We start from the raw sequence: 13,432 nt of genomic DNA, 5'->3' as shown, positions 1-13,432 counted from the left end.
TTTATTTTACTTTGCAACGTGCAATTTCAAAACATCATAGGACAAAAAAACACCAAAGAGCATTTGGTAGAAATGGTACAGCATAACCGGCTTAGCCATGCATTATTGTTTTTGGGTAAAGAAGGCTGTGGTGCTTTATCGCTGGCAATGGCTTTTGCACAATATATTGTTTGCGAAAAAGTAAATGGTAAACAAGAAACCGCAGGCCCCTCATTATTCGGAGAGCCGGAACCATCCATAGACCATGGACCATGGACCGACAGTTGCGGTGTATGCTCTGCTTGCACCAAAGCACAACAGCTCGTTCATCCTGATATACACTTTTCCTATCCGGTCATCACCAGAAAAACAGGTGAAAAGCCTATCAGTACTGAATTCATCAAAGAGTGGAGAGAATTCATTTCGATTCAGCCTTACGGTAATGTATTCGACTGGCTGCAATTTATCGGCGCCGAAAATAAACAAGGAAATATCACAGCTGAAGAGTGTAATGATATCAACCGAAAAATAAGTTTAAAAAGTTTTGAAAGCGAATACAAGATCCTCATTATCTGGATGCCCGAGTATCTTACCAAAAATGGTAACAAACTTTTAAAATTAATTGAAGAACCGCCACCTAATACACTATTCATTTTAGTGGCAGAAAATGAGGAGCAAATATTACCCACCATTATTTCCCGTACACAGCTGGTAAAAATCCCTTCGCTTACCAATATGGAAGTAGAAGCCGCTTTGGAATTAAGAGCATCGGCCAAGGTAGAAATAGCCCAGCAAATAGCTGCGCTGGCCGAAGGCAATTACAGGGAAGCACTTCAATTATTACAACATGCCGAAAACGATTGGCAGGTTACGGTAAGAGAATGGCTCAATCTCGTTTTTAAAAGAAACATGGATGGTCAGGTAAAATGGATCGAAGCTATCAGCAAAGAAGGCAGGGAAAAACAAAAACAATTTATTCAGTACTTTATCCATTTAATAGAAGATTCTATACGCCTCAGAATAATTGATAAACCCGGAGTCCCTTCTCCTTACAACGATTTTTGTGGCCGTTTTAACAAAATGTGCAGCATAGCCCAACAAGAGGCCATTGCAGATGAGCTAAACAAAGCCGCCTATTACATTGAGCGTAATGCCAACCCAAAAATGCTGTTTCATGCACTATCTATCAAGTTGTACCACATTATTAACAACAATTCGCTAATTTTGGTCAATTGAGGAATTGAAGTTTGTTGATTGCTGCTTCTGCCGAATATTTTTTGTTACCGGCATTACAGCTTTTTTCAACATCGTTGTGTCACTCACTTGTACCGCATACCAATGTGCATCGCCTTAAAATCGTACGCACATTTTAAATAATAGTATTATCAAATGCCATAAAACAGGCACGTAAAACTATACCGTACAAGCTTGCATACCAACACTTTCAATTCTTAATTTTTAATTATTAATTCTTAATTACTCATTAATATGGGATGTGGAAGTTGCGGAACAAGTAAAAGCGGAGCACCAGGTGGTTGCCAGAGTCATGGCAGTTGTTCCAGCGGTGGCTGTAATCGCATGAACGTGCATGATTGGCTAGCCAACCTGCCATTTGCCGATCCGGAGAGCAGTTGCAAAATTGTAGAGGTAAGTTTCAATAACGGCAGCCGTAAAGATTACTTTAAAAATACCTCCACCAATTTCTACGAAAAAGGCGATATGATCGCTGTTGAAGGCGTAAGCGGTTTTGATGTAGGAAGCGTAAATCTTACCGGCGAATTAGTGCGCTTACAACTCAAGAAAAACAATATCAAAGAAGACAACCCTGATATTAAAAAAATACTTCGTCGTGCCAGCGAAACCGATCTGAGCAAATTAAAAGAAACAAAGGCCAGAGAAAGAGATGTGATGATACGCAGTCGTGCCATTGCCAAACAACTCAACCTGGATATGAAGGTAGCAGAAGTAGAGATACAGGCTGACGGAAGAAAAGCTACCTTTTTTTACATCGCCGACGATAGAGTTGATTTTAGAGAATTGATTAAAGTATATGCCGGCGAGTTTAAAGTAAAGGTAGAAATGAAGCAGATCGGTGCCAGGCAAGAAGCCGGAAAAGTAGGCGGAATAGGTAGTTGCGGTAGAGAACTTTGTTGCAGCACCTGGTTAACCGATTTCAAAAGTGTAAATACAAATGCCGCCCGTTATCAGAATTTAAGTATCAACCAAACCAAATTAAGCGGACAATGCGGCCGTTTGAAATGTTGTTTGAATTATGAGTTGGATACTTACCTGGATGCCTTGCAAAACTTCCCGGATGATTGTGATATGATTGAATTGGCAAGAAGCCGTGCATTCTTAGTTAAAAAAGATATTTTCAGAAACCTGATGTGGTACACTATGCCGGATAGCACTAAACAATATCCGCTTACCATTGAAAGAGTATTAAAAATAAAGGCTTTAAACAGACAAGGAGTAAGACCTGAAGAGTTGGAAGCTGTTGAAGTTGTCAGCAAAAAACCTGTTGAAGTAGAACCAACATATGTAGACGTTGTAGGGCAGATAAGCTTACGCAGTTTAGAAAAAACCAGCCGCAAAAGAAGGGATATGGAAAGAGGCGGCGGACAGCAAGGCAACAGACAAAGAGGCAATGAACAAAGACCTCCACAGAATCGTGGTGGACAACAACAACAGCAACAAAGACCACAACAAGGAGGACGACCAGGCCAGGGCAATGAACAAAGACCTCAGCAAAACAGAGGTCCTCAAGGCCAGCAAGGTAATCGTCCAAGAGGTAATGAGCAAAGACCACAGCAGAATCGTGGCCCACAGCAACAAAGACCTCCACAGCAAGGAAACAGACAAGGAGGTAATGAGCCAAGGCCACAGCAAAACAGAGGTAATCAGGGAGGACAGAAACGTCCTAATCCTAATCAGGGGCCTGATACAAACGCAGAAAAAAAAGATTAATTATATAAAACAACGTCGGGTTTTTACACCTGACGTTTTTATTTTTGCAACATAATTTTTTGAATGTCCATCACAGTAAACAATCTTACAAAAATATACGGCTCACAAAAAGCTGTAAATAATATTTCTTTTACCATCAATAAGGGAGAAATTGTCGGTTTTCTCGGGCCGAACGGAGCAGGTAAAAGCACAACAATGAAGATCATTACAGGTTACCTGGAAGCGGATGGCGGTAATGCTACCGTTTGCGGTGAAGTGGTAAATACACAAACACTTTCCACTAAAAAAAAGATAGGCTATCTGCCGGAGGCAAATCCTTTATATTTTGATATGTATGTAAGGGAGTACCTGGAGTTTGTAGCAGGTGTACACGAAATTGACAATAAAACATTAGCCATCGACAATGCGATAGAACTTACAGGTCTTACACTGGAAGCCAATAAAAAGATCGGACAATTGAGTAAGGGTTACAAACAACGTGTTGGCCTGGCTGCCGCTCTGATACACAATCCTGAGGTATTGATACTGGATGAACCTACAAGTGGATTAGACCCGAATCAGATCATAGAGATCCGTGACGTAATAAAAAATTTAGGCAAGGATAAAACAGTTCTTTTCTCCTCACATATATTACAGGAAGTAGAGGCCATTTGCGACAGAGTGATCATCATCAACAGAGGAAATATTGTTGCGGATGACCAACTAAGCAATTTACAAAAAGGAAAAACAGATAAACATGTTGTGGTAGTTCAGTTCAAAGAAAATGTGGATACAGAGACTATCAAAACCATAAAAGAAGTAACAAAAATAGAGCAACCACAAATTTCAAACTTCAAACTTCAAACTTCAAACCCTGAGAGTGTGCGAAAACAATTATTGGAATTGAGTTTGAAAAATAACCTTAACATCGTTTCTTTGCAGAGCGAAAGCAATAGTCTGGAAGATGTTTTCAAAAACCTCACTAATTAAAAAGATTAACATTACAATTTAAATACAAGAACAATGAGTTACATCGCAAGCATCCATGCCCGTCAAATATTAGATAGCCGTGGAAATCCTACAGTAGAAGTAGACGTATTAACAGAAAACGAACATCTCGGCAGAGCCGCAGTACCAAGTGGAGCCAGTACAGGTATTCACGAAGCAGTTGAGCTTAGAGATAATAATAAAAAATATTATGGTGGTAAAAGTGTATTGAAAGCTGTAGGTAACGTAAACGGAATTATTGCAGAAAATTTATTGGGTTGGGATATTGCAGACCAAACTGGTATTGATGCTGCTTTGATCGCTTTAGACAAAACTGCTAACAAAAGTAAATTAGGTGCAAATGCAATGTTGGCCGTTAGTATGGCTGTTGCCAAAGCCGCTGCATTAGAAGCTAATCTTCCTTTATACAGATACATCGGTGGTACCAACGCAAAAATTTTGCCTATCCCAATGATGAACATCTTAAATGGTGGAGCACATGCTGATAATAAGATCGATTTTCAGGAATTCATGGTAATGCCTGTAGGAGCAAAAACTTTCAGCGAAGGTTTGGCGTGGGGCGTTGATATTTTTCATGCGTTGAAAACTGTATTGAAGAAAAAAGGCTTCAGCACTAACGTAGGTGATGAAGGTGGTTTTGCACCAAATATTCAAAGCAACGAAGAAGCAATTGAAACTGTATTAACTGCGATACAAGCTGCAGGTTACAAAACAGGCAGTCAGATCATGATCGCTATGGATGCTGCCAACAGTGAGTTGTGGAATGCAAAAGAGAAAAAATATATTTTCCATAAAAGTGATGGTAAAAAAATGACCAGCGACCAATTAGTAAAATTCTGGGAAAGCTGGGCTAAACAATATCCAATCTGCAGTATCGAAGATGGTATGGCTGAAGATGATTGGAATGGTTGGAAAAACTTAACTGATACCATTGGTAAAAAAGTACAGTTAGTAGGCGATGATCTTTTTGTAACAAACGTTACTCGTTTGGAAAGAGGTATCAAAGAAAATATTGCCAATGGTTTATTGGTTAAAGTAAATCAGATCGGTACTATCACAGAAACAATCAATGCTGTAAGTATGGCACAACAAGCCGGTTACAATACGATCATGAGTCACAGAAGTGGTGAAACAGAAGACACCACCATTGCTGACTTAGCTGTTGCATTGAATTGCGGACAAATCAAAACAGGCTCTGCATCACGTACAGACCGTATGGCTAAATACAACCAATTAATTCGTATTGAAGAAATGTTGGGGGATTCAGCTATTTATCCAAAAGGAAAAATTAAATTTGGAAAATAAATTATAGACCATGGTCCATGGATAATGGACCATGGTCTCATAATAAAATGAAAGTAGCAAAACAAATATTATCTTTTCTAAAAAACAAGTACCTGATAGCAGTTACGTTTTTTTTAGTATGGATGTTTTGGTTCGATCCAAAAGATATCCGCTCCGACTTGGCCCGTAGAGATAAATACAAAGAACTTCAGCAAAGTGAAAAACATCTGGATACATTGATCGCTGAAACAGAACAGGAGTTACATCAGCTAAAGACCAATGCACAAACCATTGAGAAATATGCCAGGGAAAAATATCTGATGAAAAAAGATAACGAAGATCTGTTTGTTCTCTCTTCCCAAAGTTCTCCTAAAAAATAATAAAAGGGCAATAATTAACTCCTTTACTCGTTTTATAAGCAGATTAAGCTATTTTTCAACCCCTTAAACATTTCTATGCACACATTTAACAACGAGGACCTTGTACAATATATGTACAAAGAATCCTCTGCCGAAAAAACCGCTGCTATTGCAGCTGCATTAGAAACTGATTGGAGTTTACGTGAAAAATATGAGTTATTGCTGGATGGACAAAAAAATCTGGAAGCACTCAATTTTTCTCCTCGAAAAAAGACAGTAAAGGCTATTCTTAGCCAAGCTAACATTTCGGTGGGTGAACTTACAAATGAAGTCTAACCGTTTTGAACGTATTTAACGTAATTTCGTCCCGATACTAATCGGGACGATTTTATTTATGACCAAGAAGGAACGCTATCAGTTTTTTATCAATTATTTTCTGGAACATGCTCCCAATGCGGAAACAGAGCTGATATATGATTCTCCTTTTCAATTACTGGTCGCTGTTATACTTTCTGCTCAATGCACCGACAAACGGGTAAATTTAACAACTCCTTCACTTTTTGAAAAATATCCCGATGCCGAGGCCATGAGTAAGGCCAAATTCGACGAACTTTTTCCATTGATAAAAAGCATCTCTTATCCAAATAATAAAGCCAGGCATCTTATCGGTATGGCAGAAATTTTATTAAAAAATTTCGCCGGAGTGGTTCCCATGACGGTAAATGAGTTAATTTTGTTACCAGGCGTAGGAAGGAAAACAGCCAATGTGATTACTTCTGTGATTGACAATCAGCCAAATATGGCTGTAGACACTCATGTCTTTAGAGTGAGTGCCCGTATCGGTTTAACAACCAATGCAAAAACACCATTAGCTGCTGAGAAGCAGTTGATCAAACATATTAACAAAGAGTATATACATAAGGCACACCATTGGTTGATATTACATGGAAGGTACATTTGCACTGCAAGAAGCCCGAAATGCAACGAATGTGGGTTAAAAACAATCTGTAAATACTACAATTTTAATGTTAAGAGTTAAAGTAAACGTAATAATATTAACAAATTATCGTTTATTTTGTTCTTTTTACAAGCATCCATAAAAAAACTGATGTTAACTTTTTATTACTAAAGTGGAGATTTTCTATGAAAAAAACTTTTTTGTTTTTAAGCTTTTCGGTTTTACTAATGGGTGTTTCCATTAAATCGAATGCTCAGTATTATTTTTATGATAATGATTATTATGATACCGAGTGGATTTATGAGATAGGGGCCAGTGTTGGTATTATGAACTGTCTTACAGACCTTGGGGGCAAAAAAGGTATCGGAAAACCTTTTTTAAAAGATTATAATATTGGTAATAACCAGTTGGGCGGCAGCGTGTTCTTAAGTGGTCTTTATAAGAACAAGATCGCCGTAAGATTAGAAGGTACATTCGGACAAGTAAAAGCCTACGATAGCATCTTAAGCCCTATCAGAGATAACTCCGGCGCAAGATATTGGCGTGGATTACATTTCAGAAGTAAAATATCCGAAATTAGTTTAGTGGCAGAATTTCACCCTATTTATATATTTATTGACTGGCCATCTAAAGACAGGGAACCACCAAGACTTTCTCCATATTTATTAGCTGGCATCGGATACTTTCACTTTAATCCTCAAGCAAAAAATGCTGCCGGAAAATGGATTGATCTACAACCATTACATACAGAAGGACAAGGATTTGCTGAATACCCAAGCAGAAAAAATTACAAACTAAGCCAAATAAATTTCCCGATTGGGTTGGGTATAAAATATGAATTATCAAGAACCTTTAATGTTCGTGCAGAAGTGATGCCACGCATTCTCCGCACTGATTACCTGGATGATGTTAGCACAAGATATATTGACCCTTCTTTATTTGCCAACTATTTAAGTGGAGAAAGATTAGCAAATGCTATTGAATTGAATGACAGAAGACTTGAGAATCCTTTGTTCCCATACACAGTTAACCCTAAAGGAGGACAGATACGGGGAGATCCTAAAGATAAAGACGCCTTCTTTACTTTATCAATAAAACTAGGTTTAACCTTCGGTAGAGAAAAAAGCAATTAAGTTTAATATATTTTATAATTAAAAGGTTTCGGATTTTCCGAAACCTTTTTTTATTGTATGATTGACAGATGCCATTGTAATAATCAAAATGATCGGCAATAAAAAAGTCCTCTATTTATAAGTAGAGGACTTTTTTATTATTTCGAGTTATTTTAATTATAACATCTTCTTTACTGCATCGATGATCTCTCCTTTAGTAATAGGAACTCCCATGATCTTGTTGTAAGGTTTTGCATCAACAAAATATACATCACGGATAATTTTTACTAATTGGCCGTTGTTGATCTCAGGAATTAACACATGATCAAAATTATTCAATATCTCTCCTAAATTTTTAGGGAAAGGACGTATATAACGTAGGTGAGCGTGTGATACTTCAAGCCCTTCATTTTGAAGGTCTTTTACCGCACTTTTAATAGCACCGTATGTACTGCCCCATCCTAATACCAATACTTTTCCTTTTTCCGCACCGCTATCCAATTTTTGTAAAGGAATATAATCCGCAATTTTATCAACTTTAGCTTGTCTGGTTAAAACCATGTGTTGGTGGTTATCACTATCATAACTGATGTTACCGGTGATATCTTGCTTTTCTAATCCACCTAAACGGTGTTCTAAGCCCGGCGTACCAGGAATAGCCCATGGTCTAACTAATTTTTCATCTCTTTTGTATGGTTGTAATTTTTCTTCTCCTACATCCAATCCTTCTTTAAACTTAACAGTTATTTCAGGTAAGTCAGCAGATACCGGGAATTTCCAAGGCTCTGCTCCATTTGCTATGTATCCATCACTTAATAAAATAACCGGTGTCATATGCTGAACACTGATCCTTACTGCTTCGTAAGCGGCATCAAAACAATCACTAGGAGTAGATGCAGAGATAACAGGCATAGGGCACTCTCCATTTCTACCATAATAAGCCTGCATCAGATCACTTTGTTCTGTTTTGGTTGGCAAACCTGTACTTGGACCACCACGTTGGATATTTACAATCACAAGCGGAATTTCCAACATTACAGCCAGCCCCATTGCTTCTGCTTTTAACGCCATACCCGGACCACTGGTAGTGGTAAGCCCTAAAGCACCACCATAACTAGCTCCGATAGCAGATGTGATTGCAGCGATCTCATCTTCTGCCTGGTATGTTTTTATTCCGAAAGATTTGTATTTACTTAATTCATGTAAGATGTCAGATGCAGGTGTGATAGGATAACTTCCTAAGAACATTTGCAATCCGCTTTTCTGAGAAGCTGCGATCAAACCATAAGACAGAGCCTGATTACCCATGATAGAACGGTAAGTACCTTTATCCATCTTGGCTTTTTCTACTTTAAAACGAGTAGTAAAAGTTTCGGTGGTATCTCCGAAGAAATAGCCTGCCTGTAATGCTTTGATATTACTTTCTAAGATCTCAGGTTTTTTACCAAATTTATCTTTGAAGAATTGGATAGTTGTATCCATATCTCTGTTATACATCCAATACAAAAAGCCCAGTACAAACATATTTTTTGCTCTGTCCTTTTCTTTGGTACCCATGGTAATGTCTTTCAATGCTTCACGAGTCATTTTAGTTACATCCATTTTGTATACAGTGTAGGCTGCAAGTGTGTCATCTTCTAAAGGATTTGCACCTTCCGGATAGTTAGCCAGGCGAAGGTTTTTTGTATCAAACCCATCGGTGTTAACAATCACGATCCCACCCTTCTTGATCACTTTAAGATTTGTCTTTAATGCAGCGGCATTCATTGCTACCAATACGTCGCAATTATCTCCAGGAGTAAATATCCTGTCGCTACTGAAACGAAGCTGGTATCCGCTCACACCCGGAATAGTACCTAATGGGGCACGTATTTCTGCAGGAAAATCAGGGAAAGTTGCTAAATCGATGCCTAACAAAGCTGTGTTGTTAGTAAACTGGCTGCCGGTTAACTGCATACCATCGCCGCTATCGCCTGCGAATTTGATCACTACATCTTGTAAAACCTGTTGGGTTGCTGTACTCATAATTCAATCGTTAAAATTGGCTGCAAAGTTACGCTGAAATTTGCTTTTTATGCCCCCGATTCCATAATTTTTAATGGGAACGTTGCCAAGAGTCTGGCTGGAGGTTTTGGGAAGTCCTTCTAAAATATTGTAGCTCCTCTGTCGCACTGTTCTTTTTGGGTTAACCAAAGATTTTCCGTCTTGAAATGCTTCAAAATATCTCTATTTCAGTTCTTTTATCAATTCACTCACTTTATTACTGATAAAATCTCTCACTTCATTAAACTCTTTGGGTTCCATGTGTTTAGGATCGGGTATCTGCCAATCAATAAATTGTTTTGCCGGCATCCAGGGACAGGCATCACCACAACCCATTGTTACTACCGCATCAAATGGAGCAAATGCTTTTACTTCGTCTAGGCTTTTACTATCATGTGTGCTCAGATCATAACCTAATTCTTTCATTGCTGCAATCGCCTTGGGATTAACAATACCACTTGGTTTACTTCCTGCACTGTATGCCTCTACATTTTCACCGCCATGTATTTTGGCAAATGCCTGACTCATTTGTGAGCGGTTAGAATTTTCAATACAAACAAAAAGTAATTTGATCTTTTTCATTCAGTTGTTTTTTAATTTATTGATGTTTGGTGTAATATTTTTTACGTAACCAAAAAGCCACATTCACTAAACCGATCAATGCCGGCACTTCTACTAATGGCCCAATCACGCCTGCAAAAGCCTGTCCGCTATTGATACCGAAAACACCAATGGCCACTGCGATTGCTAATTCAAAATTATTTCCGGTAGCGGTAAATGCAATAGAAGTGGTTTTTGAATAATCGGCACCGAAATATTTACCGATAAAAAAGCTTAGCAGGAACATGACCACAAAATAAATAACCAGCGGAACGGCAATTCGTATAACATCCATTGGTATTTGTATGATCAGATTTCCTTTTAGGCTAAACATGACCACAATAGTAAAAAGCAATGCAATCAATGTTATTGGAGAGATGAACGGAACAAATTTATTTTGAAACCACTCTTGTCCCTTTAAATGAATTAAGGTGTATCGACTGATGATACCGGCAAGAAATGGAATACCCAAATAGATCCCCACGCTTTTTGCTATCTCAGCGATCGTAATATTTACTTCCAATCCATGCAGGCCAAAATAAGGAGGCAGCACTGTTATGAAGAAATAAGCATATACGCTATATAACAAAACCTGAAAAATACTATTCAATGCGATTAATCCTGCAGCATATTCTCTATTGCCCTCCGCCAGTTCGTTCCAAACTACTACCATGGCAATACAGCGGGCAAGTCCGATCAAGATCAAACCAATCATATACTCAGGATGATCTCTTAAAAAAGTAATAGCCAATACAAACATTACTATTGGGCCAATGATCCAATTCAAAATCAAAGAAGCACTTAATACTTTTTTATCTGTAAACACTTCCCCCATTTTTTCATACTTCACTTTTGCCAATGGAGGATACATCATTAATATCAACCCAATTGCCAATGGAATATTGGTTGTACCACTCGAAAAAGAATTGATCAATATGGAAGATGATGGGATAAAATATCCGATCGCCACACCTATAGCCATTGCCAAAAATATCCACAGGGTAAGGTAACGATCAAGAAAACTTAGTTGCTTTCTCTCCTTTTCAGGAAAACAATTATCAGCACTCATAAAAAATATAAAATTTAAGGATTAGCAGCAACCACTTCCAGGTTCGCAACATTTTCTTTCATCTTTGGCAGGCTTCTCTGCATACACTGTAATACTGGTGATCTTTGTATTTCCGGTTTTATACAATGCAATCTCTTCAGCGCTTAAATAATTGGCCAATATCTCATCGGGAATTATAATGGGTTTATTTTTTTGTAAAGTAATATTTGCAAATCCTGCTTCTTCTATAATTTCTAAATAATCATTTTTTTGAATAGCCCCTGAAATGCATCCTGCATATAACTCTGCCACTTCTTTCCATTTACTCGGCAACTCTCCTTCCAACACAATATCGCTGATAGAGAAATGTCCGCCGGGTTTTAATACCCTGAAAATTTCGCTGAATACTTTATGCTTGTTAGGCACCAAATTCAAAACGCAATTACTTACGATCACATCTGCTTTATTGCTGGTCACCGGCATTTCTTCAATATCACCGTGCCTGAATTCAACATTATTAAAACCAACTTTTTCTGCATTTTCTCTTGCTTTAATGATCATTGCAGAAGTAAAATCTATGCCGATCACTTTTCCGCTTTCCCCTACAAATTTTCTTGCAACAAATGCATCATTACCTGCACCGCTGCCCAAATCAATGACAGTATCCCCTTCTTTGATCTTGGCAAACTCTGTAGGAAGGCCGCAGCCTAAGCCTAAGTCTGCATCTGCGTTATAGCCTTCTAGCGTAGTGTAATCATCCGCCATGATATTGTACACTTCATCCCCACAGCAGGCAGATGTAGCACCACAACATGATGTCGCATTTGCCTCTTTGCTTTGTTCTGCTATAGCAGTATACTTTTCTTTTACTAATTCTTTAATTTGATTATCGTTATTCATAACATTGTTTTTGCTCCCACCCACTCAGTCTGCGATGAGAATGTTTAAAATATTTTTTTGAGACCGGCTTCATAACTTTCTTCTCCTTCACAGGCGTCGCACTCTTGTACATCAGTAATTCTATTTATCATTAACAGCAGGCTTTTTCATTTTTAATTTTCAGCCCATTAAACAATAGCCCGAATTCGCTATTGAATTTTTCAAATGCTTTCCAGTTGATACAGTAACAGCTACGTGGGCCATCCACACTGCCATTGATCAATCCTGCATTTTTCAATTCTTTTAAATGTTGCGACACAGTGGATTGCGCCAACGGCAACACTTCCACTATCTCTCCGCAAATACATTCATTATGTTGTGCCAGTACTTTTAATATCGCTATCCTGGCAGGATGTGCCAACGCTTTGGCAAACTCTGCCAGATCCTGCTCTTTCTGTGTAAACGCTTCTTTTTTATGACTCGCCATATTAATTATTTTCTTTTTTAAAACTACAGAATAAGAAATTTTGGGTTGTACCAAACGGAGTCTCATGGTCGGATGTCATACAATGAATCTTTTTAAATTTTTTTTGAAACAGATTCACAAGTGTTTCCTCATTGTATTGTTGTACCTGAAGTCCACTGCATTTTTGAGGTCCTTCAGTAGAAAAAGTGCCAACGACCATTTTACCTCCCGGATTAAGGTGTTGATCTACTACTGAAATATATTTTTCAACCTCATTTTGCAAAGTAAAAAAATGAAATGATGCCCTGTCATGCCAAAAATCAAAATATAAACCATTCTTAAAGTCCAGCACATCAGAAACAACCCAATTCACCTTTGTTGCTTTACTGCCCAATCGCTGTTTTGCTTTATTGATAGCGGTTTCGGAAATATCCAGTACTGTGATATTAGCATACCCCTCATCCAGCAAATGATCAACAAAAAAACTATCGCCGGCCCCAATATCAACAATTGAAGCATTTACTGGAATGTTCAGCTCTTTAAGAAGAGCCAGAGATTCTTTTGGCGTTTGTTGGTACCAGCTTACCTCAGTTGCCTGCTTAGTTGTAAACACCGTTTCCCAATGTAATTTCCTGTCCATTTTTAATCTTATATCGCAAATATACGATTAAAGAAATCACAAATCCAAATTTTATTACAAAAAAAATCCCCAACCAATTGGCAGGGGATTTTTTTGTACAATATTATTCA

The 13,432-nt window shown here is 38.1% G+C and carries 14 protein-coding genes; 8 read left to right on the top strand and 6 right to left on the bottom strand.

The features are described 5' to 3' along the window. Positions 1-18 precede the first annotated feature (18 nt). The 8 genes from LK994_RS06240 to LK994_RS06205 all read left to right on the top strand — a co-directional run bounded on the left by LK994_RS06240 (position 19) and on the right by LK994_RS06205 (position 7,667). Positions 19-1,215, top strand: a complete 1,197-nt coding sequence (locus LK994_RS06240) for a DNA polymerase III subunit (protein WP_229762036.1) — start codon at positions 19-21, stop codon at positions 1,213-1,215. Between the two features lie 252 nt (positions 1,216-1,467). Then, positions 1,468-2,946 carry a PSP1 domain-containing protein gene (gene ricT / locus LK994_RS06235; RefSeq protein ID WP_229762035.1) on the top strand — a complete coding sequence of 493 codons (1,479 nt, stop codon included), beginning with the start codon at positions 1,468-1,470 and terminating at the stop codon, positions 2,944-2,946. A gap of 63 nt (positions 2,947-3,009) precedes the next feature. Further along, positions 3,010-3,915: a gliding motility-associated ABC transporter ATP-binding subunit GldA gene (gene gldA, locus LK994_RS06230; protein WP_229762034.1), complete on the top strand. Its 906-nt coding sequence runs from the start codon at positions 3,010-3,012 to the stop codon at positions 3,913-3,915. A gap of 33 nt (positions 3,916-3,948) precedes the next feature. After that, complete coding sequence (eno, locus tag LK994_RS06225; protein ID WP_229762033.1) at positions 3,949-5,238, top strand: phosphopyruvate hydratase; 1,290 nt, start codon at positions 3,949-3,951, stop codon at positions 5,236-5,238. A gap of 47 nt (positions 5,239-5,285) precedes the next feature. Next, on the top strand, positions 5,286-5,597 hold the full coding sequence (locus tag LK994_RS06220; RefSeq protein WP_229762032.1) for an FtsB family cell division protein: 312 nt from the start codon (positions 5,286-5,288) through the stop codon (positions 5,595-5,597). Positions 5,598-5,672: 75 nt separating this feature from the next. Next, on the top strand, positions 5,673-5,912 hold the full coding sequence (locus LK994_RS06215; protein WP_229762031.1) for a hypothetical protein: 240 nt from the start codon (positions 5,673-5,675) through the stop codon (positions 5,910-5,912). 58 nt (positions 5,913-5,970) lie between these two features. Then, positions 5,971-6,615 (top strand): endonuclease III, encoded by a 645-nt coding sequence (gene nth / locus LK994_RS06210; RefSeq protein WP_229762030.1) that lies wholly within the window; start codon positions 5,971-5,973, stop codon positions 6,613-6,615. Positions 6,616-6,719: 104 nt separating this feature from the next. Continuing rightward, positions 6,720-7,667 (top strand): DUF6089 family protein, encoded by a 948-nt coding sequence (locus tag LK994_RS06205; RefSeq protein ID WP_229762029.1) that lies wholly within the window; start codon positions 6,720-6,722, stop codon positions 7,665-7,667. 156 nt (positions 7,668-7,823) lie between these two features. Here the strand turns inward: LK994_RS06205 and LK994_RS06200 are convergent, their stop codons facing one another. From LK994_RS06200 to LK994_RS06175, 6 genes are all read right to left on the bottom strand, one after another. Next, positions 7,824-9,671, bottom strand: a complete 1,848-nt coding sequence (locus LK994_RS06200) for a 2-oxoacid:acceptor oxidoreductase subunit alpha (RefSeq protein WP_229762028.1) — start codon at positions 9,669-9,671, stop codon at positions 7,824-7,826. A 201-nt stretch (positions 9,672-9,872) separates the two neighbouring features. Next, the gene (locus tag LK994_RS06195) at positions 9,873-10,271 is read right to left on the bottom strand and encodes an arsenate reductase ArsC (protein ID WP_229762027.1); all 399 of its coding nucleotides are present in this window, start codon (positions 10,269-10,271) and stop codon (positions 9,873-9,875) included. Positions 10,272-10,287: 16 nt separating this feature from the next. Further along, positions 10,288-11,358: an ACR3 family arsenite efflux transporter gene (arsB, locus tag LK994_RS06190; protein ID WP_229762026.1), complete on the bottom strand. Its 1,071-nt coding sequence runs from the start codon at positions 11,356-11,358 to the stop codon at positions 10,288-10,290. Between the two features lie 21 nt (positions 11,359-11,379). Then, positions 11,380-12,237 (bottom strand): arsenite methyltransferase, encoded by an 858-nt coding sequence (locus LK994_RS06185; protein ID WP_229762025.1) that lies wholly within the window; start codon positions 12,235-12,237, stop codon positions 11,380-11,382. A 130-nt stretch (positions 12,238-12,367) separates the two neighbouring features. Continuing rightward, positions 12,368-12,703, bottom strand: a complete 336-nt coding sequence (locus tag LK994_RS06180; protein WP_229762024.1) for an ArsR/SmtB family transcription factor — start codon at positions 12,701-12,703, stop codon at positions 12,368-12,370. Position 12,704: 1 nt separating this feature from the next. Continuing rightward, entirely contained in the window at positions 12,705-13,322 is a 618-nt protein-coding gene (locus LK994_RS06175; RefSeq protein ID WP_229762023.1) for a class I SAM-dependent methyltransferase, read from the bottom strand. Positions 13,323-13,432 lie beyond the last annotated feature (110 nt).

The organism is Ferruginibacter lapsinanis (assembly GCF_020783315.1).
Lineage (GTDB): Bacteria > Bacteroidota > Bacteroidia > Chitinophagales > Chitinophagaceae > Ferruginibacter > Ferruginibacter lapsinanis.
The sequence above is the reverse complement of the archived record's forward strand: the minus strand, read 5'-3'. Positions and strand labels throughout refer to the sequence as shown.

Bases quoted from the DNA above. Each gene is read 5' to 3' on its own strand.
- ricT (WP_229762035.1), top strand. From the start codon at position 1,468: ATGGGATGTGGAAGTTGCGGAACAAGTAAAAGCGGAGCACCAGGTGGT.
- gldA (WP_229762034.1), top strand. From the start codon at position 3,010: ATGTCCATCACAGTAAACAATCTTACAAAAATATACGGCTCACAAAAA.
- eno (WP_229762033.1), top strand. From the start codon at position 3,949: ATGAGTTACATCGCAAGCATCCATGCCCGTCAAATATTAGATAGCCGT.
- LK994_RS06220 (WP_229762032.1), top strand. From the start codon at position 5,286: ATGAAAGTAGCAAAACAAATATTATCTTTTCTAAAAAACAAGTACCTG.
- LK994_RS06215 (WP_229762031.1), top strand. From the start codon at position 5,673: ATGCACACATTTAACAACGAGGACCTTGTACAATATATGTACAAAGAA.
- nth (WP_229762030.1), top strand. From the start codon at position 5,971: ATGACCAAGAAGGAACGCTATCAGTTTTTTATCAATTATTTTCTGGAA.
- LK994_RS06205 (WP_229762029.1), top strand. From the start codon at position 6,720: ATGAAAAAAACTTTTTTGTTTTTAAGCTTTTCGGTTTTACTAATGGGT.
- LK994_RS06200 (WP_229762028.1), bottom strand. From the start codon at position 9,671: ATGAGTACAGCAACCCAACAGGTTTTACAAGATGTAGTGATCAAATTC.
- LK994_RS06195 (WP_229762027.1), bottom strand. From the start codon at position 10,271: ATGAAAAAGATCAAATTACTTTTTGTTTGTATTGAAAATTCTAACCGC.
- arsB (WP_229762026.1), bottom strand. From the start codon at position 11,358: ATGAGTGCTGATAATTGTTTTCCTGAAAAGGAGAGAAAGCAACTAAGT.
- LK994_RS06185 (WP_229762025.1), bottom strand. From the start codon at position 12,237: ATGAATAACGATAATCAAATTAAAGAATTAGTAAAAGAAAAGTATACT.
- LK994_RS06180 (WP_229762024.1), bottom strand. From the start codon at position 12,703: ATGGCGAGTCATAAAAAAGAAGCGTTTACACAGAAAGAGCAGGATCTG.
- LK994_RS06175 (WP_229762023.1), bottom strand. From the start codon at position 13,322: ATGGACAGGAAATTACATTGGGAAACGGTGTTTACAACTAAGCAGGCA.